Source organism: Stenotrophomonas sp. AR029, assembly GCF_047520695.2.
Classification (GTDB): domain Bacteria; phylum Pseudomonadota; class Gammaproteobacteria; order Xanthomonadales; family Xanthomonadaceae; genus Stenotrophomonas; species Stenotrophomonas sepilia.
The window spans coordinates 389,040-413,722 of sequence record NZ_JAXBQQ020000001.1 but is presented as its reverse complement, the minus strand read 5'-3'; the positions used below and the strand labels follow the sequence as shown (position 1 = coordinate 413,722).

Genomic DNA, 24,683 nt, shown 5'->3' with positions numbered 1-24,683 from the left:
CTTCCGGCCATGCGTTCTTCCCACGGCTTCCGCACCGCCCCAATCCCCTCTGGCTGGGTCCAGACCGGCGAGCGCTGGGCGCTTTGGTACAACGGCCGGGAGACGGCCAGCGTCACGCCCGACGGCGGTTCCGGGGTCCGGCTATGGATGGAAGGCCAGAAGATGTGGCAGGTGAAGGAAGTGCGCGCGGCCAACGTCCGGCAGGCGAAGCGGTACGCCGGGCGCTGGTGCGCGGCCAGGCTGTATCCCGATCTTCCCCTGCGCCAGGCGGTCGCCCGGCTGACCGACAGCACTCCGATCCAGCCCGAGCCGCCGCTGCCAGGCCTGCCGCCGACGCGCGAGCAGCAGCAACAGGCCCGGCGCCTGGCCGAGGCCGGGCGGTTGGAACTGGCGCGGATCAAGGAAGCGCTGGAACCGCGCCGACCGCCGAAGGAGACCAAGCCCAGGGCGAGGGATCCGATGAAGGCGTGGGTCAAGGCAGGTAGAGAGCAGCTGTCCCGCGCTCGAATCTGATCCCCCGTTCAGGGGAGGCGGTCGACTCAAAATGCTTGCCACACTTGCCCTTTCACCAGAGAGAGCAATGATGAACGCTACCAATCGAAAGACCGCCAGCTTCGGAGTGCCGTGGGAATCGGCCTACGGGTACGTACAGGCCGTCCGCGTCAACAACACGATCTTCGTGTCCGGCCAGCTCTCGCACACGCCGCAGGGCGAGCTGGTTGCGCCGGCGGAGCTGGGGGCCGACGGCAAGCCCGCCAACTTCGATACCATGGAAGCCCAGATGAGGCGCACCTACGAGAACGCGCAGGTGCTGCTGGCAGAGCTGGGTGGGTCGATCGCGGACGTGGTCGAGGAAACGCTGTTCGTCATCGACGTTCCGGCCGCTTTCGCGGCCAGTAGCAAAGTCCGGCCGGCCGTGTATGGCCAGCCGGTGCCGCAGGTGGCCAGCAACCTGATCGGGGTCTCGGCGTTGGCCTTCCCCGAGCAGCTGATTGAGATTGCCTTCCGGGCGGAAGTCCAGGGTTAAGGCACTATGTGGGCGGGGCTTGCTCCGCCCGTTCCTTGCGGTGAGTAGGCCACCGATGGTTCCTACGAGCGCCTCGGCCCGGACAAAGCCAGGACGATCTCCGGCGTGCCGTACGCTACTTCTCCGCAGCGGGCTTGGCGCGGGGCTTCAATCTGAAGCTCACGCCCATCCGGTTGATCGCGTTCATGGCCGCAATGGTGAGCGTGAGGTCGACCAGGTCTTTCTCGCCGAATACTGCGGCTACTTTTTCGTACGCCTCATCAGATGCATGGGTTTCGCTCACGAGCGTCACTTCCTCTGCCCATGCCAGTGCGGCGCGCTCTTGTTCCGAGAATAGATAGGCGGCCTCGTGCCAAACAGGTAGGAGAGCGATTGTGTCGAACGGCATGCCTTCCTTAAGCAGATCACGGGTATGAATGTCGATGCAGTGGGCGCAGCCGTTTAGCTGCGACACACGCAAAAACACCAGATGCACCAGTTTCGGCGGCAGAGATGTGTTCGCGGTCACAAAGTGATGCAGTTGCCCCACGGCTTTGGCGCCCTCGGGAGAGACTACGAACCAGTTCGCTCGATTCATTTTAATGGGTCCTTTTCGGGTATCTGTGGGGCCGGAACCGCCCCACCCGAAGCAAGGACGCCGACGGGCAGCAGTTCGTGACACCTGCCTAGGCTCGTCGCGATCCGCTGCATGTACGCTCGCCGAGGAAGGGGATGCTGGCCGTGGGGCGCTAGATACGGGGCGCGGCGGGGAGCACCCGGAGAAGATCCTCGATTGGCGGGACAGGGAAGGGGATTGGCTGATGGGGGGATCGCATCGCCGCCGTTCGGATGGCGTCGGGTAGAGCCGCCATATGCACCCTATCGGCTCGTAAGTGATTGATCGGATTGGGGCGCAATTTGCACTTTTGGGATGCCCTGCGAAGGCCTGAAACCCTTACAGATCAACGGGATGGGCCTATCTGGAACGATGCCTGGGGGGCAGAGGGTCGTCGGTTCGAATCCGGCCGTCCCGACCACTGTGATGAATCAAGAAGCCCGCGCAGCGATGCGTGGGCTTTTTTGTGCGTGCGGTGTATGCTGCGCGCCACTCGTACTACCGCGGCTGCTGAACCCGGTACTCACGAGAACACATCATGGAATCTGCAAGAAACCGTGCCTGGCGTCGCAGCCAGGCCCGCAATCGTGGTGGCGACCGCGCCACGACCGCCTACCGCTACAAGCCCGAGAAGAGCTGGAAGCTGTTGTATACGCGCGATGCCAAGCTCGCGCGTGCACGCCAGCTGGGCTTCACCTATCCGGTCCTCAGCGCCCGGCAACTGCAGGAACAGGAATGATCAACCTGCTGTTCGTCTGCAGCCGCAACCAGCTGCGGAGCCCGACCGCCGAAACCATGTGGCGACGGCGGCCCGGCTTCAACGCGCTGTCGGCCGGCACCAGCCCGCATGCACGACGCCCCATCGGCCCGGCGGATATCCGCTGGGCCGATGTCATCTTCGTGATGGAGGCCAAGCACCAGCATCGCCTGCGGGCCGCATACGCGCGCCTGCTGGAACACAAGCGCCTGCATTGCCTGGACATCCCCGACGACTATCGCTGCATGGATCCGGTGTTGATGGACCTGCTGGACGCAAAGGTGACCACGTATCTCGATCAGCTGCCGGAAAAGCGGTAGATCAGCTCCGGATCGCCTTCGTCCAATCCATGCCCGATGCCGCTGTCGATGAAACCCGAGGCGGGCATCACCTCGCGGATATGCAGCATCGTCGAGGAAGGATCGGGTGGTGCCATCGCAGGCTCCTGGACTGGATGCGCCCAGTCCATCGATCACGTCGGCCGTGTCTGCGTATCCGCCAAAGCCAGCGTGTGGTCGGCAGTCAATACACGCGGAACTCGGCACGGCAGCCGTCGCTGACCCACACCCCGCGGCGGTCCCAGCCCCAGTTGCGGTCCTCGACGCACGGCGTCACCGACTTCTGCTTGACCAGGCGCACTTCATGGCGCACCCGGATGCGGCATTCCTTGTCCTTCTGCTCGTAGGACTCGCAGACCAGGCGCTCGCCGTCGTCATCCCGATCACGATCCCGGCCGCGCCCCGGCCAGCGGCCGCGTCCCTGTTCGTCTGCCACGAACTCAGCACGGCAGCCTTCGGTGACCCAGAGCATGCGGCGGCTCTGGCCCCAGTTCTGGTCCTCGACGCAGCGGGTGACCGACAGCTGCCTGGCCATGCGCATGCGGCCTTCGATCGGGCACTGCTGGGTCTTGTTGAACTGCGACTCGCAACGCAGCGGCGGAATGTGATCGCTGTCGTAGTCCTGGGCGGCCACCGTGGTGGCCACCAGCAGCAGGGCCAGGGCGGAGGTGGCAATGGGCGGCAACAGGCGATGGGTCATGGAGAGCCTCGGCAGGGGAATGGGCCGCAAGAATGGACCAGCCCGAGGCCGTCGGAACGGATCGTTCCGGCGCTGGCTCAGTGGGGATTTAGTAGTGCGCACCGGCCCATGCAGGGCCTTACATCCCTTATCATCGCGGCACATCCGATCGCATCGGCTTACACCTTCTTACATGTCTCCCACGCATGCCGGCGCAGCCTGTGGCTGCCGTCACTGGCGTGCAGCCGGCTTGCGGAGGAGGATGCGCGGACCACGACGACCACAGGGGGTTGCGTTGATCAGCAGTACCGTCATTCATCGCTCGGCTGGCGCAGAGGCCGGGCAGGTGCGTGTCCTGGACACCACGTTCAAGGGCAAGCATGTGTTCATTGCGTGGGGCCTGCGCGGGCCGGAACTGACCCGCAGCGCAGACCCGCCCGCCACCGTGGCTGCGCGCAAGGCGTTGCACGCCGTGGCCGGCCACAGCGAAGGGCCGCGCAGCCCGGAGGTGTTCATCGCCAACCAGTCGGCGGTGGCGATTACCGTCTATCGGCTGCTGACCGAAGCGCGTTCGGGCGATGCCATCTTCTTCCTGTGTGATTCGCAGGCTGTGGTCGACTGGCTGATCACCGCACTGGAAGTCCAGGGCCTAGGCTGACGCTGCGCGCGGTCAGGCCAGCGCAGCGTCCACCGCCGCAAGCGCGTGCAGGGTGGTCGTGTCGAACAACGGCACCGCACTGTCCTCGGGGCGCACCAGCAGCATGATCTCGGTACAGCCGAGGATGATCGCTTCGGCGCCGCGCGCGACCAGCCGCGCAATCACGCCGGCGTACACCTGCCGCGAGTGCTCGCTGGCCACGCCGGCGATCAGCTCCTGGTAGATGATGTCGTGCACGCAGCGGCGATCATCAGCCTCCGGAACCAGTACCTGCAGCCCGAAGCGGTCCTGCAGCCGGTCGCGGTAGAACGCCTGCTCCATGGTGAAGGCGGTGCCGAGCAGTCCCACCTTGCGGATGCCTGCCTGCAGGATCGCCGTGGCGGTCGGGTCGGCGATATGCAGCAGGGGCAGCGGGCATTCGGCTTCGATCCGGCCGGCCAGCATATGCATGGTGTTGGTGCAGATCACCAGCAGCTCGGCGCCACCGGCCTGCAGTCGCCGCGCGGCATCGAGCATGTGGTTGCCCAGCACATCCCACTGACCGTCGTGCTGCAACTGCTTGATGTCGGCGAAATCCACCGACCACAGCAGCAGTTGCGCCGAATGCGCGCCACCGAGGCGATTCCGCACCGCCTCGTTGATGAGCCGGTAGTACTGCGCCGAGCTTTCCCAGCTCATGCCGCCGATCAGGCCAAGGGTCTTCATGCACTGCTCCATGCCAGGAAGCCGTCATTGCAGCACAGCGGCTGTGGCAGTTGCACTACACATTAGTAGTTGCTAATGTGTTGATCATGATCGAGAACGCCCTGTTCAAGGCGCTGGCTGACCCCACCCGCCGCCACATCTTCGAAAAGCTGGCCGATGGCGGGCGGCATGCCAGCGCGCTGCGCGAGGGCATTGCGATCAGCCAGTCTGCGATGTCCCAGCACCTGGCAGTGCTGCGCGATGCAGGGCTGGTGCGTGAGCAGCGCCAGGGGCGCTTCGTCCACTATGAAGTCGATCCGCGCGGGCTGGCCCACATCGGACGCTGGCTGCAGCGTTACCGGGCCTACTGGCCGGCGCGGATGTCCGCACTGCAGAACCTGCTGGAGGAGATGGACTGATGGACGATGTTCTGAAGGAAGCGGCTCCCGCGCTGGTGATGGAGCAGCGGTTGCCTGCGCCACCGGAACGGGTCTGGCGCGCACTGTTCGATCCGGCACTGCGTGAGCGCTGGTTGCCTGCCGCCGATCTTGCCGATCCAAAGCCCTGCCTGTTCGAGGAGGGGCGGGAGCTCGGATTCCGCTTGCGCGATGCACAGCCCCCACATCTGCACAGCCTGGTGTGTTTCCGGCTGCGCGCTGATGAGGATGGGGGAACGGTGCTGACCATCGTGCATCGGCTCACCGACCGGCGCGCGCTGATACCGCCGGCGTCCAACGATGACCATCGCACGGTGATGCGCGCGGCGTGAGCCGGCGCCTGGATCGAACGCTACAGGGAGCAGGCACATGCGGGACAGAATGCAGCTGGTACCGATGGTGGTGGAACGCAGCGAGCGCGGTGAGCGCTCCTATGACATCTACTCGCGGCTCCTGCGCGAGCGCATCATCTTTCTCAACGGCGAAGTCGATGACACCGTATCGGCGCTGGTCTGCGCGCAACTGCTGTTCCTTGAATCTGAAAATCCGGAGAAGCCGATCCATCTGTACATCAACTCGCCGGGTGGGGTGATCTCCAGCGGCCTGGCGATGTACGACACGATGCAATACATCTCGGCCCCGGTGCATACGCTGTGCATGGGCACCGCGCGGTCGATGGGTTCGTTCCTGCTGATGGCCGGCGAGCCGGGTCACCGCGCGGCGCTGGCCAATGCCAGCCTGCATGTGCACCAGCCGCTGGGCGGGGTGCAGGGCCAGGCTTCGGACATCTTCATCCACGCCGAGGAGATGCAGCGCACCAAGCAGCGCATCACCCAGCTGTATGCGCGGCATTGCGGACGCAGTTTCGAGGAGGTCGAACAGACCCTGGACCGCGATCGGTTCATGAGCGCCGAGCAGGCATGCGAATGGGGCCTGATCGACCAGGTACTGGTACGGCGCGACGCGCTCGCGGCCTGAGCCTGCCTCTGTAACCACCGCATCCATGCTGCACTGTGTGTGCCGCGCCAGGCCGGCGCACTCTATGCTGGTTGGATGTTCTGAAGTGGACGCCCGACATGGCCCTGCATACCTGGTGGTGGTTCCTGGCCACGGTCTTCGTGCTGTGCGGGACGCCTGGGCCCAACATGCTGCACATCCTTGGCCGCAGCGTCGGGCTGGGATTTCGCGGCAGCGTGCCGGCCATGGCCGGCTGCCTGCTGGCGATGCTGCTGGTGCTGGCGGCTTCCGCAGCGGGCCTGAGTGCGCTGCTGCATTCCTCGCCCATGCTGTTCGAGGTGCTGCGCTATCTCGGTGTGGCCTACCTGGCCTGGCTCGGCATCAAGGCCTGGCGCGACAGTTGCCGGCCCGCACCCGCGGTGGCCGATGCTGACGAGGTCACACTGGCGCCGGTACATGGCGCAGGAACGGTGTTCCGCGGCGGCCTGTGGGTCGGCCTGAGCAATCCCAAACTACTGCTGTTCGCCGCAGCGTTCCTGCCACAGTTCGTCGACCCGTCGCGCAGCCAGGCCGTGCAGTACAGCGTGCTGGTGGCGACCTTCGCGGCCTGCGAACTGTTCTGGTACGTGATGTATGCGGCCGGTGGTCACGGCCTGCGCCGTTGGCTCGCCAAGCCATTCGCACGGCGCTGGTTCGAGCGGCTGGTGGGAAGCGTGTTCCTGGCTTTCGCAGTGGCGTTGTTGCGCTTCCGGCCGCGTTGATTCACGCCGCACACGCGGCCCGTTCACGAGCGCCGCATCGGTGGAGGCCTAGCCTGATCGCACCGTTTGCATTCCCTGCTGGGAAAGGATCGACATGATCAAGTGGGCCATCATCTTCGCCATCATCGGCATCATCGCGGGCGTGCTGGGCTTCGGCGGCATCGCTGGCGCCGCCGTGGGCATCGCCAAGTTCCTGTTCTGGGCAGGCATCATCATCGCCGTGGTGCTGTTCCTGATCGGCATGAGCGTGGCGAAGAAGGTCAGCTGAAGAAGGTCAGCTATCGCCGTTCGCGCAGCAGCGTCTTCAGTGCGCGCTGCTGCGCGAGAACAGATTGATCACCAGTACGCCGGCGCAGATCAGGCCGATCCCGATCAATGCCGGTGCATCCAGCCGCTGCTTGAACACCACCAAGCCGATCAGCGAGATCAGCACGATGCCGACGCCGGACCAGATTGCATAGGCGATGCCGGTCGGCACCGACTTCATGGTGACCGACAGCAGGTAGAAGCACAGCCCATAGCCAACCAGCGCGCCCACTGTCGGCCACAGCCGGCTCATGCCGTCCGAGGCCTTCAGCAGCGACGTGGCGATCACTTCCAGCACGATGGCGGCGGCCAGGTAGACATAGGGGTTCATCGTGGGCTCCGGTTCACTGCGGGTCGCACCGGATCAGTCGTCGATGCGAGCGAAGCGCGCCTGCGGGCCGTATTCGCCCGGAACCTGCTCGATGAACATCGGGTAGGGGCGTACCCACAGGCCGCCTTCGCCATAGAGTGCGCGATAGAGCACCATCGGCTCCAACGTCTCGCTGCTGCGGACGATGTCGATCACCTCGTAGTCGCCGCCCTTGAAGTGGCGATACCGGCCACGGGCGAGATCGGGCAGGGGAGTCAGCTCAGCCATGGCAGGGCGTGCTCACTTGCGCGCCGGGCTGGCGGGCTTGGCGCAGTACGCGTCGATGGCCTCGGCCGTGTTGGCCAGGCCCTGCGCCTGCGCCAGCTCCCAGGGGCGCTCGCAGCGCTGGCTGTGTTCGCACCACTGATACCCGGCAGAGCCGATACAGCCGTGCGCATCACGGTCGCCCCCCACCACCGGCGTCGCTGGCGACGCCTCAGCGGCATCAGCGCGCGCGGTCGCCGTGTCCTGGCTGGCACAGCCGGCCAGAGCCAGCAGGGCCGGGATCAGAAGAAGCACCTTCATGTGCGAGCTCCGCGCCTAAAGCGACATTTTCTGTCGCAAATAGCTCGACAGCAAGCGCTCAATGCACGGCGGCGCGGATCAACTCTTCGATCAGGATCAGATAGCTGGCCACGAAATAGAACTTCAGCAACGTCCAGCGTTGCTGTGAGAAGAAGGTGCGCATGTGGAAGGGGCCCCTGTTGATGACGGTAGTGTGAAGCCAGCCTGACTCCGTGACAAGGATCACGGAATGAACGGGCTAAACGGACTCAGGGATGTGAGGAAAGCCAAGATCCGACGCGAAGGCGCGGCATTTTCGTACAAATCTGATAGGCCATCCCGGAGGCGGTCGCTAGCCTGATGGTGTAACGGCAAGCGGCCCGCTGCCTGCCACTGCACCCTTTCATCCGCAGGAGCCTCCCGATGGTCATCACCGTCCAATGCAATGCCCAGCGCTGGTCCGTACTGCATCCGCAGATGAGCGACACCACCGGTTACGCCCGGGGCGCCGACGCCTTTGATGCCGCCGCCGCGCTGGCCCTGGAGCATCACCGCCGCACCGGCCAGCGCAGCACGGTGCGGGTCGAGGCGCTTGGCAACACGGTAGACGCGCTTTACGTTGGAGAGTGACGCCAGCCCCCCGTAGTGCAGTCAGCCACGGTTGAGTTGTTTGAATGGAGGAACAACTGCCATCGCGCCTCCCTCTGTGCGCCGGGCCGTGAATCCCGGATGCTTGCGCCATCGTATTCATCTGGAGATCTCGATGGGCAAGGCACTCACCTGGCGCACCCTGGCCTGCACCCTGTTGCCGATGCTGGCGGCCGCCGGCGGAGCCCAGGCGCAGAGCTATGGCTACGGCTACGACGACGACCGCTATGGCGGCCGCGATGGCAGTGGCATCGTGCGCTGCGAGTCGGTCAAGAACCGCAGCAACGAGTGCCGCCTGGATGGCCGCGCGCGGCTGATCCGCCAGTTGTCCGGTTCGCCCTGTGTGGAAGGTGAGACCTGGGGCCAGTCGCGCAACGGCGTCTGGGTCACACAGGGGTGCCGTGCCGAATTCGTCGGTGAGTACCGCCGCGGCGGCGGCTGGGGCGGCAATGGCGGCGGCTGGGGCAACGGCAATGGATGGGGTGGCGGCGATGTGGTTACCTGCCATTCCAATGGCCACCGGCAGGAGTACTGCGATGCCCGCATCCGCCGGGGCGTGCGCCTGATCCGCCAGGACTCGCGCAGTGCCTGCATCGAAGGCCAGAGCTGGGGCTGGGATCGCCGCGGCATCTGGGTGAGCGATGGCTGCAGGGCGCAGTTTCAGGTGAACTGAGCTTTACGGATTCAACCCATGAAAATCAGAATAATCTGATACAGCTCACATTTTGAACGCCGTATCGTCTGTGATCAGGGCGCCTTGCGTGCCCTGATTCCCGATGTCGATTGCCGTAGCCGGCATCAGCATCGCGCCGCCGTCGATACGCTGCCTCAAGGAGTGAGCTGCATGTTGATCCGCCTGCAATGCGAACAGCGCCAGTGGCGCGTGCTGCACCCGGATAGGCCGGAGCCAATCGAGTTCCGTGATGGCGCACGAGCCTATGACTTTGCCGAGACCCTGGCCCGCCTGCACTTCGTCGACACCGGGCAGCGCGCCGCCGTGCGCGTGGAGGCCAGCGGGGCGTTCGTGGAAGCGGTCAGTTACGGTTGAGCGTGGGGCGCCTGCCGGGGCGGGCCTGCGGGGTCCGGCCATCCACGCATGGCGTGGAACCACCTGCTTCCACCGTGGAAGGTGCGAGCCTTCGGCTGCACCTTCCCGTGATGCGTGGATTCCTGATCGGCCTCAGCCCGCTGCGCTCAGCGGTGGGCTGCCTGCGGCCAGCTGTGGCCAACGCTTGAGCACGGCGGCGCGGATGCCGGCCGCATCGATACCGGCTTCGGCCAGCAGGTCCTCGCGGCTGGCGTGGTGCTGGTAGCTGTCGGGCAGGCCCAGGTGCAGGATCGGACGCAGCACGCCTTCGGCATTGAGCAGTTCACCGACACCGGAACCGGCACCGCCGGCCACGACGTTGTCTTCGATCGTGACCAGGCCCTCGTGCTGCGCGGCCATGGTCAGCACCAGCTCGCGATCCAGTGGCTTGATGAAGCGCATGTTGACCACGCTCAGGCCCAGTTCGCGGCCGACCTGCTCGGCGGCGGGCACGGTGCTGCCGAAGGCAAGCAGGGCGATGCGGTTGCCCTGCAGGCGCAACTCGCCCTTGCCGATCGGCAGGGTCGACAGGTCGGTGCCGGCCGCAACGCCGGTACCCGTACCGCGCGGGTAGCGCACGGCCGCCGGACCCGGGTGCTGCAGGCCGGTGCTGAGCATCTGCCGGCACTCGGCTTCATTGGAGGGTGCCATCACCACCATGTTCGGCACGCAGCGCAGGAAGCTGAGGTCGAGGTTGCCGGCGTGGGTCGCGCCGTCCGGACCGACCACGCCAGCGCGGTCGATCGCAAACAGCACGTCCAGATCCTGGATCGCCACGTCGTGCACCAGCTGGTCGTACGCACGCTGCAGGAAGGTGGAGTAGATCGCCACCACCGGCTTGCCACCCTGGGTGGCCATGCCGGCGGCGAGGGTGACCGCGTGCTGCTCGGCGATCGCCACGTCGAAATAGCGCTGCGGGTATTCCTTGCTGAAGCGCACCAGGCCAGAGCCTTCGCGCATCGCCGGAGTGATGCCGTAGAGGCGCGGCTCGGCGGCGGCGGCATCGCACAGCCAGTCGCTGAATACATCGGTATAGGTCGGCTTCTTGGCCCCGGCCTTGGCCACCAGGCCCTTGTCCGGATCGAACGGGCCCACGGCGTGGTAACCGATCTGATCGCCTTCTGCCGGCTCGTAGCCCTTGCCCTTGGTGGTCATCACATGCAGCAGCTTCGGGCCCTTGGAGGCGCGCAGCGTCTTCAGGGTGGACAACAGGGCCGGCATGTCGTGGCCGTCGATCGGGCCGGTGTAGTGGAAGCCCATTTCCTCGAACATCGTGGAGGGCACGAACATGCCCTTCCAGTGTTCTTCCCAGCGCTTCACGAAACGCGCCGGGTTGTTCTTCTTGTCACCGAGGATCTTCTTGCCACCTTCGCGCAGCGCGTTGAGCGTACGGCTGCCGGTCGCTCGGCCCAGCATCTTGGTCAGGCCGCCCACTGCCTCGGAGATCGACATGTTGTTGTCGTTGAGGATCACCAGCAGGTTCGGCTCCGGCTCCATGCCACCAGCGTGCATCAGCGCCTCGAACGCCATGCCGGCAGTCATCGCGCCGTCACCGATCACTGCCACGACCTTGCGGTCGTCGCCTTCGGACTGGCGGGCGATGGCCATGCCGAGCGCGGCCGAGATCGAGGTGGAGGAGTGGCCGACGCCGAAGGTGTCGTACTCGCTTTCCTCGCGCTTCGGGAACGGCGCGACACCGTCCTTCTGCTTGACGGTATGGATCTCGTCGCGGCGGCCGGTCAGGATCTTGTGCGGGTAGGTCTGATGGCCGACGTCCCACACCAGCTGGTCGACCGGGGTCTGGTACAGATAGTGCAGGACCACGGTGAGCTCGATGACGCCCAGGCCGGCGGCGAAGTGACCTCCGCTCTTGCCCACCGATTCGATGAGGTAGGCGCGCAGTTCGTCGGCGACCGCCCTCAATTCGGATTCGTCGAACGTGCGCAGGTCATCCGGTGTCTGGATGCGCGCGAGGCGGGGATAGCGGGCAGAGTCGATCATCATGTTCGCACTTTTTCTGAACGCCCATTTTCGCCCTCAAACGGGGGTGGGGCAAGCAAACGCCGCCGTCCGTGACAGGACGGTGAGGGTTGCATTTTCGGGCGTTCAGGTGCTGAGTTTCGAGCGCTTGGGCAACTGCGCCTTCAGGAAGGCCATCTGGTCGGCCAGGATGTTGCGGTTGGACAGGATCAGGTGCTCGATCCAGCTGGGCCGGTAGGGCACTGCCAGCAGGGGCATGCCGGCCTGCTGCGGGGTGCGGTCGCTCTTGCGCGAATTGCAGTGGAAGCACGCGGTGACCACGTTTTCCCAGCAGTCCAGGCCACCTTTGGACAGCGGCATGACATGGTCGCGGGTAAGCGTCGGGCGGGTGAACTGCTGGCCGCAGTACATGCACAGATGGGCGTCGCGGGCGAACAGGGCCTGATTGGTCAGGTTCGGCGTGGGGTCGATCGCGCGGGAGCGGGCGTGGCCGCGGGCGGCGATGATCGGGTGCAGGTCCATGCCGCTCTGCAGGCCGCTGAAGCGGTTGGTGCCACCGTGGATGTGCAGGCAGGGATCGCCGAGCGTCCAGGCCACTGCCTCGCGGGCGTAGAGGCAGGCCGCATCCTGCCAGGTGATCCAGTCCAGTACGCGTCCGTGGGCATCAAGCGAGAGCAGCCGGACCGAACCGGGGCGATGCAGCGTCGTGGCGTTGGGCGATGCTTCGGCGCCCGGAGCAGAAAACGGAGCTCCGGCTTCGATCAGACCCAAGCGTGTAGTGTCTGTCTCCATCGGGAGAACAGCTTATACCTGAATGTTGACGATTTGTGTATCGCCGGCAGGCGATACACAAATCGTCAACATTCAGGTCCGCGCATTCCACCTATTCCCCGCGCCTTCGGCGCGCCCCCTTTAACAAAAGGGGGCTCTTCTCCAGAGGGATGGTCGGGGGTGGGCTGCCGGGCCGGGGTCGGATCCCTTTCCACAGGAAAGGGCTCTGACCCCTCATCCACGCGTGGCGTGGATCTACTGTGTTGACCAAGGTCGACACCTACCAACAGCAGCGGAAATCTGTCGAAGGCGGGGTGGGTCCGGTGGCGTGCGCCGTCCCCCGCAATTGGACCCACCTCGCCATCCCGCAGGAAGCCGGCTGTTGCGGTTGCCGGCCAGCGGCCGGCACTACCGGTGCCGGGCGACGCCCGGCTCAGGCGCCGAATCGCTCGTCGTCCATCGCCATCAGCGGGGCGGCGCCGGACTGGATCGCAGCGGCGTGGCTGAGCGTGCGCGGCAGCACACGGGCGAAGTAGAACCGCGCGGTCTCGCGCTTGCCCTGGGCGAAGGCGGCGCCGTGCGCGCTGGCATCGGCGGCGGCGACGCTGCGGGCCCACCAGTAGGCCAGCACCACGTAACCCGAATAGAACAGGTAGTCGTAGCTGGCCGCGCCCAGTTCGTCCGGATTGCCGGCCGCGCGCTGGAGCACATCCATCGTCAGCTTGCCCCATTCGGCGGCCTTGGCGCGCAGCGGGCCAATGAACTCGGCCAGCGCTTCGTTGCCCTCGTGTTCCTTGGCGAAGGCTTCGATCTCGGCCAGCATCAGCTTCAGGCCGGCGCCCTGGCTGGACGCGGTCTTGCGGCCGATCAGGTCCAGCGCCTGGATGCCGGTAGTGCCTTCATACAGCGTGGTGATGCGGGCGTCGCGGGCCAGCTGCTCCATGCCGTGCTCGCGGATGTAGCCGTGGCCACCGAAGCACTGCAGGGCGTTGTAGGTGTTCTCGATGCCCCATTCGGTCTGGCAGGCCTTCGAGATCGGCGTCAGGAAGCTCACCAGGGTGTCGGCGCGCTCGCGCTCAGCGGCATCCTCGGCATGGTGGGCAACGTCGATGAGGGTGGCGGCGTGCAGCGCCAGCAGGCGGCTGCCTTCGACCAGCGACTTCACCGTCAGCAGCATGCGGCGCACATCCGGGTGGACCAGGATCGGGTCGGCCGGCTTGTCCGGGAACCTGGCACCACTCAGGGCGCGCGACTGCAGGCGCTCACGGCTGTACTTCAGCGCGTTTTGGTAGGCGCGCTCGGACAGGCCGATGCCCTGCAGGCCGACCCCCAGGCGCGCGGTGTTCATCATGGTGAACATCGCCTGCAGGCCCTTGTGCGGCTGGCCGACCAGGTAGCCCTGCGCGCCATCGAAGTTCATCACGCAGGTGACCGACCCCTTGATGCCCATCTTGTGCTCGATCGAGCCGCAGCGCAGTGCGTTGCGCTCGCCGACGTTGCCGTCGCGGTCGACCTTGAACTTCGGGGTGACGAACAGCGAGATGCCCTTGGCACCTGGGGGAGCGTCGGGCAGCTTGGCCAGCACCAGGTGCACGATGTTCCCGGTCAGGTCATGCTCGCCGGCGGTGATGAAGATCTTGGTGCCGGTGATCGAATAGCTCCCATCGGCGTTCGGCTCGGCCTTGGTCTTGAGCAGGCCGAGGTCGGTACCGCAGTGCGGTTCGGTCAGGCACATGGTGCCGGTCCAGCGGCCCTCGATCAGCGGCTTGAGGAAAGCCTCGTGCTGCCAGGCCTCGCCGTGCTGCTTCAGTGCTTCGATGGCGCCGTGGGAGAGCAGCGGGAAGTTGCCCCACGCCAGGTTGGCGGCATTGATCATTTCGTTCAGCGGCACGCCCAGAGTGTGCGGCAGGCCCTGGCCGCCCAGCTCCGGCGAGGCGGTCAGGCCGGTCCAGCCGCCATCGACGAACTGGTCGTAGGCCTGCTTGAAGCCGGGCGGGGTGGTCACTTCACCGGTGGCCTGGTCGAGCACGCAGCCGATCTCGTCGCCGACGCTGTTGAGCGGGGCCAGTATGGTGGCGCTGAAGCGGCCGGCTTCCTCCAGCACGGCATCGATCACGTCGGCGGTGGCGTCGGTGAAGCCCAGGCGGGCGAACAGGGGTTCGACCTTGAGCACGTCGTGCAGGGCGAAACGGAGGTCGGAAAGCGGGGCGGTGTAGCTGCTCATCGGTACGTCTCGATTTGATCAGGGCAGGGGAGAGCGGCGCCGGGCGCCGCCACGAAAGGCGCGTTCAGCGCAGCACGCCGGGCAGGCCGGGGGCCTGGTTGAGGGTGCTGCGGCTGCTGATGTCGAAGCTGCGCTGCTTCTTTTCCTGCGGCGTGGCCGCCACCGTTCCCTTCAGGCCATAGGCCAGGGTGCGGTTGCTGGCCAGCGCATCGGCCACCACCAGGCGCGCGGCCGAGCTGGGCACCAGGTCGACATTGATCACGTCGGCGGAGGTGCCGCCGATGGAGATGCCGGGCTTGGCGTGCAGGGTGCCGGCTTCGTTGTCGCCGACGGTCAGCGCCAGCGAGACGTCATCGAAGGTCATCGGCATCGAGCTGAAGTTCTGCAGGCGCAGGGCCACGGTCCAGTTGCCGTCGGCACGCACGGTCAGCTGCTGCAGGCTGGCCGCCGGTTCCGAAACACGCTTGACGATGCCGTTGTTGCAGGCAACAAGGGCGAGGGTGCACAGGACAATCAAGGCGATACGGAAACGGTGGAGCATGGGCGCAAGTCCTCTGGAGGGGTGCGTTTGGATAAGCATACTACGGCGTATGGTAGTTTGGATCGCCTGTGGCGACCCGTCGCAGAGGGTAGCGCGTGAAGATGGCGGCCGGGCGTGCGCGGTGCCGGACCGCGCGCGCGCGGCGCCGCGGTTGCGACGCGGTTCAATCGGTGGGCGTATCGCGAAGCGGGGCCATCAGGCGCAGCGGGCGCAGGTCGTAGCCCATGGCCTCGGCTTTTTCTTTCAGCGCTTCGAAGCGTGCGCGATCCATTTCCGGCAGGCGCGAGAGGATCCACAGGTACTTCCGGTCCGGTTCACCGACCAGTGCCCACTGATAGTCCGGGTCCAGCGCCAGCACCCAGTAGTCGGCCCAGACCAGCGGGACCCAGCTCAGCCAGTCCGGCGCGAAGCGCACCTGCAACTGGCCGGGATGGCCGGCCACCGCGCGTGCCACGCCTTCGGCGACCACGCGCTCACCGTCGCCGTTGCGGCAGGCGTTGGTGACACTGATGCGGCCATCGCTGCGCAGTCCGTAGTTGGCGGTGATCTCGCCCACGCACTGCTTCTGGAACGAGACCGGAAGATGCGCAATCTCGTGCCACTGGCCGGCGTAGCGATCGATGTCCAGGCGCTCGACCGCGCGCACAGGTTCAGTGGCGATCACCGGGAAAGCGGTCAGCAGCAGGCAGGCGAACAGGGCGGGGCGCAGAGGCATCGTCAGGCTCCAGGCAGGAGTCTGGAGCGTAGGTGCCGCCGCGCATGCCGGTGTAAATGTTTCGTCAACCGGGCGTGTGCGCGGGCGCCGCATCCGCCACTCGTGCAGTGCGCGAAGCACGGACAAAAAAAGACCTGCATCTCTGCAGGTCTCGAAAGATGGTGGCCGAAGACGGAATCGAACCGCCGACACGGGGATTTTCAATCCCCTGCTCTACCAACTGAGCTACTCGGCCAAACTGTGTGGCAATCACGATCAACTGCGATTCCCGAAAAAAAGACCCGCATTTCTGCAGGCTGTCGAACGTGGTGGCCGAGGACGGAATCGAACCGCCGACACGGGGATTTTCAATCCCCTGCTCTACCAACTGAGCTACTCGGCCACGTAGTTCATTGCAGCGAGGTCGCTGCCAAGGACGCGCATATTACGGAGGTCAGCCGGCTACGGCAAGCATTTTGGCAAAAAACCTTCACATTGCCGTCTGCGCAGACGCAAGTACTTGATCCGCCGTCGCGGGGTAGGGGGGGCGCTGGATGCCGATTCATCCGTGCGCGGTGGCGCGGTGATCATCGCGTGCGGCGGAATGCAGCGGGCCACGGTGATCGACAAACGCGGCGTGGCGCGGCCTGCGCGTGGACGGCACCGATACCGGACATGGAACGCTGTTTTCGTGACCCCCATGGGGGAACGCTGCGGCGTAGTGTCGGCGTTCCTTTCCTGATGCTGGCAACAGCAGAGACCGTCGTCATGTCCGACTCATCGACCACCACCCGCATCGTGCTGGCGTCGCGTCCGCAGGGGGCGCCCACTGCAGCCAATTTCCGCCTGGAGCAGGCCGCGCTGCCGCCCTTGGGCGACGGTGAGGTGCTGCTGCGCAATCGCTACCTCTCACTGGACCCGTACATGCGTGGACGCATGGATGAGGGACCGTCGTATGCCGCGCCGGTGGCAGTGGAAGCTGTGATGGAAGGCCAGACCGTGGCCGAGGTATTGCAGTCCAGGGCTGCGGGTGTCGCAGTGGGCGAACGGGTGCTGGCGCCGGGCGGGTGGCAGACCCACGCGGTGCTGCCGGCCAAGGCGCTGGGCCGCCGCCTGGACCCGGCGGGGCTGCCGTTGAGTACGGCGCTGGGGGTGTATGGCATGCCGGGCTTCACCGCCTATTCCAGCCTTCATGAAATCGCCCGCCTGCAGCCGGGAGAGACGCTGGTGGTGGCCGCCGCAACGGGGCCGGTCGGCGCGACCGTGGCGCAGTTGGCCAAGCTGCAGGGCGCGCGCGTGGTGGCCATCGCCGGTGGCGAGGCCAAGCGTGCCTATCTGCAGACGCTGGGCGTGGACGTGGCGCTGGATCATCGCGCGGCTGATTTTGCCGAGCAGCTGCGCGCGGCGGTACCTGCGGGTATCGACGTGTACTTCGAGAACGTCGGGGGCCATGTACTGGATGCGGTGCTGCCGTTGCTCAACGACTTCGCACGCATTCCGGTGTGCGGCACCATCGCCACCTACAACAATCGTGGTGTCGCGCAGCCTGGCCCGGACCGCCTGCCGGCGCTGTTCAGCCAGATCCTGCGCCAGCGCCTGACCGTGCGCGGTTTCATCGTGCACGACTTCAAGCACCTGTGGCCGGACTTCGAGCGCGAGATGGCGCAGTGGCTGCGTGAGGGCCGCATCCAGTACCGCGAGGACGTGGTGGAAGGGCTGGAAAATGCACCGGAGGCGTTCTTCGGGCTGCTGCAGGGGCGCAACTTCGGCAAGCTGGTGGTGAAGCTGGACTGAGGGCTTGGCCGATGCCGGCCAAGGTTGGCGGCTACCGGAGGTTGGGGGCGCCGACAAGGTCGGCGGCTTGCGGGTCGCGTCAGCCGTTGGCGACCTTTTCCCGGCGCAGCAGTTCGCGCTTGCGTGCCACGCCCCAGGCATAGCCGGACAGGTCGCCGTCGCGGCGCACCACCCGGTGGCAGGGCACCGCCACGGCCAGCGGATTGCTTGCGCAGGCGCGTGCCACCGCGCGGCTCGATCGCGGCGCGCCGATACGCGCGGCGATTTCGGCATATGAGGCCGTCTGTCCGCGCGGAATCTGCTGCAGCGCCTGCCATACACGTTGCTGGAAGGCCGTGCCGCGGATGTCCAGCGGCAGCGTGGCGCCTCGCGAGGGATCCTCGACCAGGCCCACCACCTGTGCCACCAGTTGTTCATAGCCGCTGTCGGCCCCGACCAGTTCGGCCTGGCGGAAGCGCTGCTGCAGTGACTGCAGCAGCGCTTCCGGATCGTCGCCGAGCAGGATCGCGACCACGCCGGTGGCACTGCTGGCCACCAGCACGCTGCCCAACGAACTTTCGGCAAGCGCGAAGTGGATGACTTCGCCGCGACCACCGGCACGCCATTGCTTCGGCGTCATGCCCAGCAGCTTCGGCGCGTTCTCGTAGAAGCGTCCGCTGGAGCCGAAGCCGGCATCGTGGAAGGCGTCGGTGATGCGTTCCTGTTGTTCCAGCCCGGTGCGCAGGCGGTCGGCGCGCAGCGCGGCAGCGTACTGCTTCGGGGTCAACCCGGTTGCTTCCTTGAAAAGGCGATGCAGACGGGTTGGGCTGCAACCCGCGATCCCGGCCAGTTCCTGCAGCGAGGGTTCGTCGTGGCTGGCTTGAAGGTGGCGGCAAACCCGTTCGACGCGGGCATCGAGGGCGGTGGTGGCGGTGCTGTCCATGGCCGGATTCTGGCACGTGCTGGTTCTGCGGAAACTCCGTTTCCTGCACCGATGGGCCGGGCCCGGAAACGGAGTGTTGGCAGGCGATAGGCGCGGCATCGTGGCGGCCACTTCACAACCGGTACCACGACCATGCGGCTGAACAACAAGATTGCTCTCATCACCGGTGCCAGCGCCGGCATCGGCCGCGCCAGCGCGCTGCGCTTCGCTGCAGAAGGGGCAAAGCTGGTGCTCAACGCACGGCGGCCAGAGCCGCTGCAGGCGCTGGCCGAGCAGATCCGCGCCGCCGGTGGCGAGGTGGTGGTGCATGCCGCGGACGTGGCTGATCCGGCCACGGCACCGGCGCTGGTGGAACTGGCCCAGCAGTCATTCGGTGGGTTGGACATCGCGCTCAACAATGCCGGCATGCTCGGCCCCGGTGCACCGGCAGCAGAGTTCCCGGTGGATGCGTGGCGCGAGGTGATGGCCACCAATCTCGATGCCGCCTTCCATGCCGCACGCGCCCAGTTGCCGGCGTTGCTGGCACGCGGCGGTGGCTCACTGGTGTTTGTCGGCACCTTCGTCGGCCACACCGTCGGCTTCCCGGGAATGGCGGCCTATGCGTCGAGCAAGGCCGGCTTGATCGGCCTGAGCCAGGTGATCGCCGCCGAATACGGCGCGCGTGGCGTGCGCAGCAACGTGCTGCTGCCCGGGGGCACCGATACCGAGATGGGCCGGCAGGCGGCACCGACCGGTGATGCGCGTGATTTCGTGCGCTCGCTGCACGCGCTCAAGCGCATCGCCGAGCCGGAGGAGATCGCCAATGCGGCGTTGTTCCTGGCCAGCGATGAAAGCAGCTTCGTTACCGGTACCGCAATGCGCGTTGAAGGCGGCGTGTCGATCACCCGAACCTGAGCGCCGTCACGTGCGAGGCGCGTAGCGGATGCCGCTGCTGGCCATGAATCCCTTCGGGTCGAACCGGGCCCAGGCCTCGCCCCAGCCGAAGCGGGCGTGGCCACCTGCCAGTTTGCGCCCCAGTGCCGTGGTCAGGGTGCGTCGCATGAAAGCGACTTCGGCATCGATCGCGGCCTGGGTCGGCCAGCCGTCTTCCAGTGTCGCATCAGGCAGATCGACGCCCATCGTCACCCTGTCGAGCTGTTGCCCGTGGAAGCCCAGGCTGATGCCAGCGGGCGCACCGCCCAGGCTGAGCCGGTGCAGGCTGAGCCAGTGATAGCCGGTGCCGACATCGCGCTCCCCTCGCACCAGCGCGGCAAAGGCGACGCGCGCTTCGTCCAGTGACAAGGTGGGGCCGATCAATGCTGGCAGGTTGCCGAGCTGGATGCTGCCGTCGGTTGGATTGAAGTTCATCGGCACGGTGTGTGCCGCGTGCTGGGCGGGCGGGGGCATGGGTGTACGCGGAATTCGTGCTGCATCGGATTCTGGGCGTGTGGTCACCGTCACAGCAAGTGGGTTCGTGCACACGCTGTTGGCGCGGGACTGACCTGTGGATTACCCGCCGGCCTCTAGCGTGGGGCAGAACGTCGGCCTGATGCCGATGAGGGAGTAATCAGATGAACGAGCCAGACAAGGATCAGGACCCGAAGCAGGGCATCCAGGAAAGCCGCCAGGACCGGAAGCAGGACAACGTGGCGAAGCAGCGGCCGGGCCAGTGCGACCAACAGGTGCGTGATGCGCATTCGCGCAGCCCGCGCCGCAAGGATGGCGGCCAGGAACCCGCCTAGGCGGATTCCAGACAAGAAAAAACCCGTAGATCGCCAGGATCTACAGGTTCTTCTGAATAGTGGTGGAGCCAAGGAGGATCGAACTCCTGACCTCGTCATTGCGAACGACGCGCTCTCCCAGCTGAGCTATGGCCCCACGGCAGGGCTGCAGTGTAGCGCTGCCTGCCGGGCTTGCCAAGCGCCGGGCAGGGACGACGCAAGGCCTGGATCCACCGCCGTGCCGGCCGGATTCGGGCCAGTGCTTGGCGCAGCAGGGCGAATTCGACAGAGACCAGGCGTTGCGCAAGGCAATGCCGGGGGCGGCAGCAATGAGCAGTCGTCCCGCGAAGCCGTGGCGCCGTACAAGTAAAGGCGAGAGTTGGTTTCGCAGCGCGCATGCGGGCGACTTGCGAGGGTCGATGTCGCGCTGACCCGGCTGCCAGGAGCTTCGGGGTCAGATCCGTTTTCCTTGGGAGAACGGAGCTGACCCCAAGGTGGTGCCGGCGGACTGTGCCGAAACCGCTTGTTTCGCCGGGTTCGGGTGCCGCGCAACGAAATCGTAACAATTTGGGGGATAATGGCCGCTTGCGCAGTTTCCCCCCCTTTTTGCCGCCCGGCTCGCGCAGGCCGCACGGACGCCTCCTCAGAGCATTCCATGCCCTCCCATTCCGATTCCCGCCGCCTGTCGGGTCTGTCGTCTTCCTTCGTTTCCTTCCGCCGCCATCCGCTGGCCCTGGCCTGCGCCGGCCTGGCTCTGGTCGGCAGCTTCGGTGCCGTCGCGCAGGACAGCGCGCCGACCCCGACCGGCCTGGACACGATCACCGTGACCGCCGAACACCGTGAGCAGAACCTGCAGGAAGTGCCGGTCTCGGTGGGTGTGGTACAGGGCGAGCGCATGCGCGACTTCACCGCCGGCGGCGACGACACCCTGCTGGCACTGTCCGGCCGCGTGCCGAGCCTGTATGCGGAAACCACCACCGGCCGCATCTTCCCGCGCTTCTATATCCGTGGCCTGGGCAATATCGACTTCTACCTGGGGGCCTCGCAGCCGGTGTCGATCATCCAGGACGATGTGGTGCTGGAGCACGTGGTGCTGAAGTCCAACCCGGTCTATGACGTGGACCAGGTGGAAGTGCTGCGTGGCCCGCAGGGCTCGCTGTTCGGCCGCAACACCACCGCCGGCATCGTCAAGTTCGACACCCTGAAGCCGACCCAGGACTACACCGGCCGGGTCAGCGCCAGCTACGCGACCTACAACAGCGTGTCGATCGACGGCGGCTTCGGCGGTCCGATCAATGACATCGCCTCGTTCCGCGTGTCGGCGCTGTACCAGCACCGCGATGACTACGTCGACAACACCTACAAGGGCCCGAGTGCCGACGGCACGGTCAGCCCGAAGAAGAACGCGATGGGCGGCTTCGATGACCGCAACGTGCGCGCGCAGCTGCTGCTGACCCCGAGCGACCAGTTCTCGATCCTGGCCTCGGCCCACGCCCGTGATTACGAAGGTACCTCGACCCTGTTCCTGCGCGGTGCGCTGACCAAGGGCTCGAACAAGACCGACGTGCCGCGCGACAAGGTTGCCTACGACGAAGCCGACAACAATCCGCAGGCCTACAAGACCTACGGCGGCTCGGTGAAGGCACGTTACGACTTCGGCGCGATCGACTTCACCTCAATCACCGCCTACGAAACCACCTCGGGCTACAGCCGTGGCGACACCGACGGCGGCGCTGCGGTGAACTTCCCGGTGAACGGCGTGCCGAACGGCTACGGCCAGTCGATGGGCCGCATCCGCGACCTGGACCAGTGGACCCAGGAATTCCGCCTGGCCAGCCATGACGACAGCGCGCTGCAGTGGCAGGCCGGTGCGTTCTACTTCAACGGCAGCGACACCACCGACTTCTACCAGCGCGCCTGGTTCCTGCAGGGCGCGGCCCGCAACCCGAACAACTGGGTGCGCCTGCGCAACAAGAACACCTCGTGGGCCGGTTTCGGCCAGCTGAGCTATGCCTTCACCGACAAGTTCACCGTCACGGCCGGCCTGCGCCAGACCCGGGACGAGAAGCACACCCGCCTGCTGAAGACGGCTGACACTGCCGCTGGCGTGGTCACCTACAAGGGCCGCACCGACGTCAAGATGTCCGACACCACCCCGAGCTGGGATCTGAGCGCGATGTATCAGATCACGCCGGACGTGAGCGTCTATGCCAAGGTCGCCCGCGGCTTCCGCGGCCCGACCATCCAGGGCCGCTCGGCCGTGTTCAATGCTGACTTCACCACCGCCGATTCCGAGACCATCCTGTCCTGGGAAGCAGGCGTGAAGAGCAGCCTGTGGGACAACCGCCTGCGCTTGAACGCCACCGCGTTCACCTACACCGTCAACGACATCCAGCTCAACGGCAACGATTCGGACGGCAACGGCGTGCTGTTCAACGCCGACAAGGCCAAGGCCTATGGTTTCGAAGCGGACATGGAGCTGCGCCCGATCCCGAACCTGACCCTGAGCGCCGGCTTGAGCCTGCTGCACAGCGAGATCAAGGACAAGCGCGTCTACGCGCAGGTCTGCGGCCTCAATGGCCAGGTGGTGTGCACGGTGAATGACCCGACCATCAAGGTCGGTGCCAACACCTTCGCGCAGATCGACGGCAACCCGCTGCCGAACGCGCCGAAGTACAACGTCAACCTGGCCGCCCGTTACGACTTCCCGGTCAGCGACGCGGGCACCATGTTCGTGTCCACCGACTGGAACAAGCAGGGCTACACCAGCTTCGTGCTGTACGACAGCAAGGAGTTCAACTCCAAAGGTGATTTCGAAGGCGGCCTGAAGATCGGCTACTCGGGCAACTATGGTGCCTACGAAGTGGCGCTGTTCGCGCGCAACATCACCAACGAGAAGAACCTCAAGGGTGTGATCGAGAACTACATGGCGGCGGTCTACAACGAACCGCGTACCGTCGGTGTCTCGCTGAACATGAACTGGTAATGCGTTGCCACGGTGGCGGGTCTTCCCGCCATCGTACTGCTGGAATGCAAAGGGCGGCCCGGTGATCCGGGTCGCCCTTTTTCATGGCCTTCGACGGTGGCCGGAACGCAATCCCGCGCCGCGCTCGGCACTTCAGCGTGCAGGCAGCAGCGCCTGCAGCCGCGACTCCAGTTCTTGCTGGCGCCAGCCGGCCAGTGCGGCCGGCCATTGGCGGCGCTCCAGGTAGCTTTCCAGATGTTTGCGCGAGGCCAGCACGCCATCCGGCAGACCCAGCTCGCGGCTGCGCTCGGCAACGGCGTCCTGCAGCCTCTTCAGTGCCTGCTTGTTGGTGTCGTTGGCGGGCAATGCCAGCGGTGCCTCGGCCTCATCGGCCAGCGGTGTGTCCAGCGCCTGCCACACCGCGCCGGCGAGCTTGCGCGGTGCCTTCGGGAACTGTTCAAACAGCGTGGCCAGCGCGGCGGCATCGGCCGGTGGCGTGCGTGCCAGCGTGGCGGCCAGTTCGTTGTCCAGGATCCAGCTGCGCGGGCGGTCGCTGCTGCGTGCCTGCACATCACGCCAGCGCAGCAGGCGCAGCAGGCGGCGCTGCGCGGGAGCATCGAGAAACTGCGCTGAGCGCATCGCCAGATGCGGCCAGCGGTCCTCGTCATTGGCGACGCTGGTCAGCAGGCGCTCGCCGTCGTCGTGCAGCCACTGCTGGCGGCCCAGCGCCTGCAACTTGGCATCAATGGCGTCATGCAGCGCGAACAGGTGCTCGACGTCGTCGGCGGCGTATTGCAGTTGCGACTCCGAGAGCGGACGGCGCATCCAGTCCGAGCGGGTTTCGCCCTTGGCCAGCGCCACGCCGGTGATTTCCGCGACCAGCTTCTGGTAGCCCATGCCGCCACCAATGCCGGCCAGCGAGGCGCCGATCTGTGTGTCGAACAGCGGTCGCGGCAACACGCCGCAGGTCCACTTGAAGGCAACCAGGTCTTCGCTGGCGCTGTGCATCACCTTGGTGATCGACTCATCGGCCAGCCACGGCGCCAGTGCCTCGGCCATGCCGGGAATCAGCGGATCGATCAGCAGGATGTCCTGCCCGACCGCCATCTGCACCAGAGCCAACTGCGGCCAGAACGTGCGTTCACGGATGAATTCGGTGTCCAGGCCGATGCGGGCCGGACGCTGCTGGAAGTACGCATCCAGCTCGGCGGGGGTGGTGATCCAGGTTGCCACGGGTCAGGGCCTACTACTCGGGTTTGCTCAGGCAGGGGAGAATAGCCTAAC

Annotated in this window: 31 protein-coding genes, 3 tRNA genes and 1 pseudogene; 17 read left to right on the top strand and 18 right to left on the bottom strand. The window is 66.0% G+C overall.

The annotated features are described in order from the left end of the window. Window positions 1-9: 9 nt before the first annotated feature. Together ACM0PB_RS02005 and ACM0PB_RS02000 are read left to right on the top strand one after the other, a co-directional pair. A complete protein-coding gene (locus ACM0PB_RS02005) occupies window positions 10-513 on the top strand; it encodes a hypothetical protein (protein ID WP_414604305.1) in 504 nt (167 codons plus the stop codon). A gap of 70 nt (window positions 514-583) precedes the next feature. Next, window positions 584-1,027 carry a RidA family protein gene (locus ACM0PB_RS02000; protein ID WP_005417857.1) on the top strand — a complete coding sequence of 148 codons (444 nt, stop codon included), beginning with the start codon at window positions 584-586 and terminating at the stop codon, window positions 1,025-1,027. 115 nt (window positions 1,028-1,142) lie between these two features. On the opposite strand, the gene ACM0PB_RS01995 is transcribed toward ACM0PB_RS02000, so the two are convergent. Continuing rightward, on the bottom strand, window positions 1,143-1,604 hold the full coding sequence (locus ACM0PB_RS01995; protein WP_069139815.1) for a carboxymuconolactone decarboxylase family protein: 462 nt from the start codon (window positions 1,602-1,604) through the stop codon (window positions 1,143-1,145). Window positions 1,605-2,160: 556 nt separating this feature from the next. On the opposite strand from ACM0PB_RS01995, the gene ACM0PB_RS01990 reads away from it, so the two are divergent. Beyond that, complete coding sequence (locus ACM0PB_RS01990; protein WP_005417854.1) at window positions 2,161-2,361, top strand: hypothetical protein; 201 nt, start codon at window positions 2,161-2,163, stop codon at window positions 2,359-2,361. Beyond that, complete coding sequence (locus tag ACM0PB_RS01985; protein ID WP_414604304.1) at window positions 2,358-2,699, top strand: low molecular weight protein tyrosine phosphatase family protein; 342 nt, start codon at window positions 2,358-2,360, stop codon at window positions 2,697-2,699. Before ACM0PB_RS01990 ends, ACM0PB_RS01985 begins: the two co-directional genes overlap by 4 nt. On the opposite strand, the pseudogene ACM0PB_RS01980 reads toward ACM0PB_RS01985, so the two are convergent. Beyond that, window positions 2,678-2,764, bottom strand: a pseudogene (locus ACM0PB_RS01980) (GNAT family N-acetyltransferase); the annotation flags it as partial. The gene ACM0PB_RS01985 and the pseudogene ACM0PB_RS01980 overlap by 22 nt on opposite strands. A gap of 137 nt (window positions 2,765-2,901) precedes the next feature. Beyond that, the gene (locus ACM0PB_RS01975) at window positions 2,902-3,417 is read right to left on the bottom strand and encodes a DUF3011 domain-containing protein (RefSeq protein WP_005417847.1); all 516 of its coding nucleotides are present in this window, start codon (window positions 3,415-3,417) and stop codon (window positions 2,902-2,904) included. A 241-nt stretch (window positions 3,418-3,658) separates the two neighbouring features. Here ACM0PB_RS01975 and ACM0PB_RS01970 point away from each other — a divergent pair, with 241 nt between their 5' ends. After that, the gene (locus ACM0PB_RS01970; RefSeq protein WP_032954354.1) at window positions 3,659-4,054 is read left to right on the top strand and encodes a hypothetical protein; all 396 of its coding nucleotides are present in this window, start codon (window positions 3,659-3,661) and stop codon (window positions 4,052-4,054) included. 12 nt (window positions 4,055-4,066) lie between these two features. Here the strand turns inward: ACM0PB_RS01970 and ACM0PB_RS01965 are convergent, their stop codons facing one another. Then, the gene (locus tag ACM0PB_RS01965) at window positions 4,067-4,759 is read right to left on the bottom strand and encodes an aspartate/glutamate racemase family protein (RefSeq protein WP_053499236.1); all 693 of its coding nucleotides are present in this window, start codon (window positions 4,757-4,759) and stop codon (window positions 4,067-4,069) included. An 86-nt stretch (window positions 4,760-4,845) separates the two neighbouring features. Here ACM0PB_RS01965 and ACM0PB_RS01960 point away from each other — a divergent pair, with 86 nt between their 5' ends. The 5 genes from ACM0PB_RS01960 to ACM0PB_RS01940 all read left to right on the top strand — a co-directional run bounded on the left by ACM0PB_RS01960 (window position 4,846) and on the right by ACM0PB_RS01940 (window position 7,161). Beyond that, window positions 4,846-5,157, top strand: coding sequence for an ArsR/SmtB family transcription factor (locus tag ACM0PB_RS01960; RefSeq protein WP_005417843.1), 312 nt, complete (start codon window positions 4,846-4,848; stop codon window positions 5,155-5,157). Beyond that, on the top strand, window positions 5,157-5,507 hold the full coding sequence (locus ACM0PB_RS01955) for an SRPBCC family protein (RefSeq protein WP_065179579.1): 351 nt from the start codon (window positions 5,157-5,159) through the stop codon (window positions 5,505-5,507). The genes ACM0PB_RS01960 and ACM0PB_RS01955 overlap by 1 nt, the downstream gene beginning before the upstream one ends. A gap of 37 nt (window positions 5,508-5,544) precedes the next feature. After that, on the top strand, window positions 5,545-6,153 hold the full coding sequence (locus tag ACM0PB_RS01950; protein ID WP_005417839.1) for an ATP-dependent Clp protease proteolytic subunit: 609 nt from the start codon (window positions 5,545-5,547) through the stop codon (window positions 6,151-6,153). A gap of 98 nt (window positions 6,154-6,251) precedes the next feature. Next, entirely contained in the window at window positions 6,252-6,893 is a 642-nt protein-coding gene (locus tag ACM0PB_RS01945) for a LysE family translocator (protein WP_005417837.1), read from the top strand. Between the two features lie 94 nt (window positions 6,894-6,987). Beyond that, complete coding sequence (locus tag ACM0PB_RS01940; RefSeq protein WP_005417836.1) at window positions 6,988-7,161, top strand: DUF1328 domain-containing protein; 174 nt, start codon at window positions 6,988-6,990, stop codon at window positions 7,159-7,161. Window positions 7,162-7,197: 36 nt separating this feature from the next. On the opposite strand, the gene ACM0PB_RS01935 is transcribed toward ACM0PB_RS01940, so the two are convergent. The 3 genes from ACM0PB_RS01935 to ACM0PB_RS01925 are packed head-to-tail and all read right to left on the bottom strand — an operon-like array spanning window position 7,198 to window position 8,094. Beyond that, complete coding sequence (locus ACM0PB_RS01935) at window positions 7,198-7,530, bottom strand: SMR family transporter (protein ID WP_065179577.1); 333 nt, start codon at window positions 7,528-7,530, stop codon at window positions 7,198-7,200. 33 nt (window positions 7,531-7,563) lie between these two features. Continuing rightward, a complete protein-coding gene (locus ACM0PB_RS01930) occupies window positions 7,564-7,797 on the bottom strand; it encodes a DUF1653 domain-containing protein (protein ID WP_171955570.1) in 234 nt (77 codons plus the stop codon). A 12-nt stretch (window positions 7,798-7,809) separates the two neighbouring features. After that, entirely contained in the window at window positions 7,810-8,094 is a 285-nt protein-coding gene (locus ACM0PB_RS01925; protein ID WP_065196609.1) for a hypothetical protein, read from the bottom strand. 402 nt (window positions 8,095-8,496) lie between these two features. On the opposite strand from ACM0PB_RS01925, the gene ACM0PB_RS01920 reads away from it, so the two are divergent. The 3 genes from ACM0PB_RS01920 (at window position 8,497) to ACM0PB_RS01910 (ending at window position 9,769) form a co-directional block, all read left to right on the top strand. After that, window positions 8,497-8,703, top strand: coding sequence for a hypothetical protein (locus tag ACM0PB_RS01920; protein ID WP_065196610.1), 207 nt, complete (start codon window positions 8,497-8,499; stop codon window positions 8,701-8,703). A gap of 133 nt (window positions 8,704-8,836) precedes the next feature. Then, window positions 8,837-9,394 carry a DUF3011 domain-containing protein gene (locus ACM0PB_RS01915; protein ID WP_005417825.1) on the top strand — a complete coding sequence of 186 codons (558 nt, stop codon included), beginning with the start codon at window positions 8,837-8,839 and terminating at the stop codon, window positions 9,392-9,394. Window positions 9,395-9,565: 171 nt separating this feature from the next. Next, window positions 9,566-9,769, top strand: coding sequence for a hypothetical protein (locus ACM0PB_RS01910; protein ID WP_005417823.1), 204 nt, complete (start codon window positions 9,566-9,568; stop codon window positions 9,767-9,769). Between the two features lie 132 nt (window positions 9,770-9,901). Here the strand turns inward: ACM0PB_RS01910 and dxs are convergent, their stop codons facing one another. From dxs to ACM0PB_RS01875, 7 genes are all read right to left on the bottom strand, one after another. Then, a complete protein-coding gene (dxs, locus tag ACM0PB_RS01905; RefSeq protein ID WP_111127807.1) occupies window positions 9,902-11,809 on the bottom strand; it encodes a 1-deoxy-D-xylulose-5-phosphate synthase in 1,908 nt (635 codons plus the stop codon). A 105-nt stretch (window positions 11,810-11,914) separates the two neighbouring features. Then, the gene (locus ACM0PB_RS01900) at window positions 11,915-12,580 is read right to left on the bottom strand and encodes an HNH endonuclease (protein WP_032954353.1); all 666 of its coding nucleotides are present in this window, start codon (window positions 12,578-12,580) and stop codon (window positions 11,915-11,917) included. Window positions 12,581-12,992: 412 nt separating this feature from the next. After that, window positions 12,993-14,783, bottom strand: a complete 1,791-nt coding sequence (locus ACM0PB_RS01895; protein ID WP_414604303.1) for an acyl-CoA dehydrogenase C-terminal domain-containing protein — start codon at window positions 14,781-14,783, stop codon at window positions 12,993-12,995. Between the two features lie 64 nt (window positions 14,784-14,847). Next, a complete protein-coding gene (locus tag ACM0PB_RS01890; protein ID WP_053501243.1) occupies window positions 14,848-15,324 on the bottom strand; it encodes an LEA/WHy family protein in 477 nt (158 codons plus the stop codon). Window positions 15,325-15,487: 163 nt separating this feature from the next. Then, window positions 15,488-16,039: a lipocalin family protein gene (locus ACM0PB_RS01885; protein WP_235649395.1), complete on the bottom strand. Its 552-nt coding sequence runs from the start codon at window positions 16,037-16,039 to the stop codon at window positions 15,488-15,490. Between the two features lie 159 nt (window positions 16,040-16,198). After that, window positions 16,199-16,274: transfer RNA gene (locus ACM0PB_RS01880), tRNA-Phe, on the bottom strand. A 71-nt stretch (window positions 16,275-16,345) separates the two neighbouring features. After that, window positions 16,346-16,421 (bottom strand) — tRNA-Phe (locus ACM0PB_RS01875). Window positions 16,422-16,786: 365 nt separating this feature from the next. Here ACM0PB_RS01875 and curA point away from each other — a divergent pair. Next, a complete protein-coding gene (gene curA, locus ACM0PB_RS01870) occupies window positions 16,787-17,812 on the top strand; it encodes an NADPH-dependent curcumin/dihydrocurcumin reductase (protein WP_065186025.1) in 1,026 nt (341 codons plus the stop codon). 79 nt (window positions 17,813-17,891) lie between these two features. Here curA and ACM0PB_RS01865 read toward each other — a convergent pair whose 3' ends face one another. Next, window positions 17,892-18,734: a bifunctional transcriptional activator/DNA repair enzyme AdaA gene (locus ACM0PB_RS01865; protein WP_005417800.1), complete on the bottom strand. Its 843-nt coding sequence runs from the start codon at window positions 18,732-18,734 to the stop codon at window positions 17,892-17,894. A 132-nt stretch (window positions 18,735-18,866) separates the two neighbouring features. On the opposite strand from ACM0PB_RS01865, the gene ACM0PB_RS01860 reads away from it, so the two are divergent. Continuing rightward, a complete protein-coding gene (locus tag ACM0PB_RS01860) occupies window positions 18,867-19,628 on the top strand; it encodes an SDR family oxidoreductase (RefSeq protein ID WP_065186026.1) in 762 nt (253 codons plus the stop codon). Between the two features lie 6 nt (window positions 19,629-19,634). Here the strand turns inward: ACM0PB_RS01860 and ACM0PB_RS01855 are convergent, their stop codons facing one another. Next, entirely contained in the window at window positions 19,635-20,120 is a 486-nt protein-coding gene (locus ACM0PB_RS01855) for a hypothetical protein (RefSeq protein WP_065179572.1), read from the bottom strand. A 164-nt stretch (window positions 20,121-20,284) separates the two neighbouring features. Here ACM0PB_RS01855 and ACM0PB_RS01850 point away from each other — a divergent pair, with 164 nt between their 5' ends. Next, entirely contained in the window at window positions 20,285-20,455 is a 171-nt protein-coding gene (locus tag ACM0PB_RS01850) for a hypothetical protein (RefSeq protein WP_196769417.1), read from the top strand. A 60-nt stretch (window positions 20,456-20,515) separates the two neighbouring features. On the opposite strand, the gene ACM0PB_RS01845 is transcribed toward ACM0PB_RS01850, so the two are convergent. Continuing rightward, a tRNA-Ala gene (locus tag ACM0PB_RS01845) sits at window positions 20,516-20,591 on the bottom strand. 498 nt (window positions 20,592-21,089) lie between these two features. On the opposite strand from ACM0PB_RS01845, the gene ACM0PB_RS01840 reads away from it, so the two are divergent. Continuing rightward, a complete protein-coding gene (locus ACM0PB_RS01840; protein ID WP_235649394.1) occupies window positions 21,090-23,420 on the top strand; it encodes a TonB-dependent receptor in 2,331 nt (776 codons plus the stop codon). A gap of 132 nt (window positions 23,421-23,552) precedes the next feature. Here the strand turns inward: ACM0PB_RS01840 and rnd are convergent, their stop codons facing one another. Beyond that, window positions 23,553-24,632 carry a ribonuclease D gene (gene rnd / locus ACM0PB_RS01835; protein WP_414604905.1) on the bottom strand — a complete coding sequence of 360 codons (1,080 nt, stop codon included), beginning with the start codon at window positions 24,630-24,632 and terminating at the stop codon, window positions 23,553-23,555. Window positions 24,633-24,683: the final 51 nt, after the last annotated feature.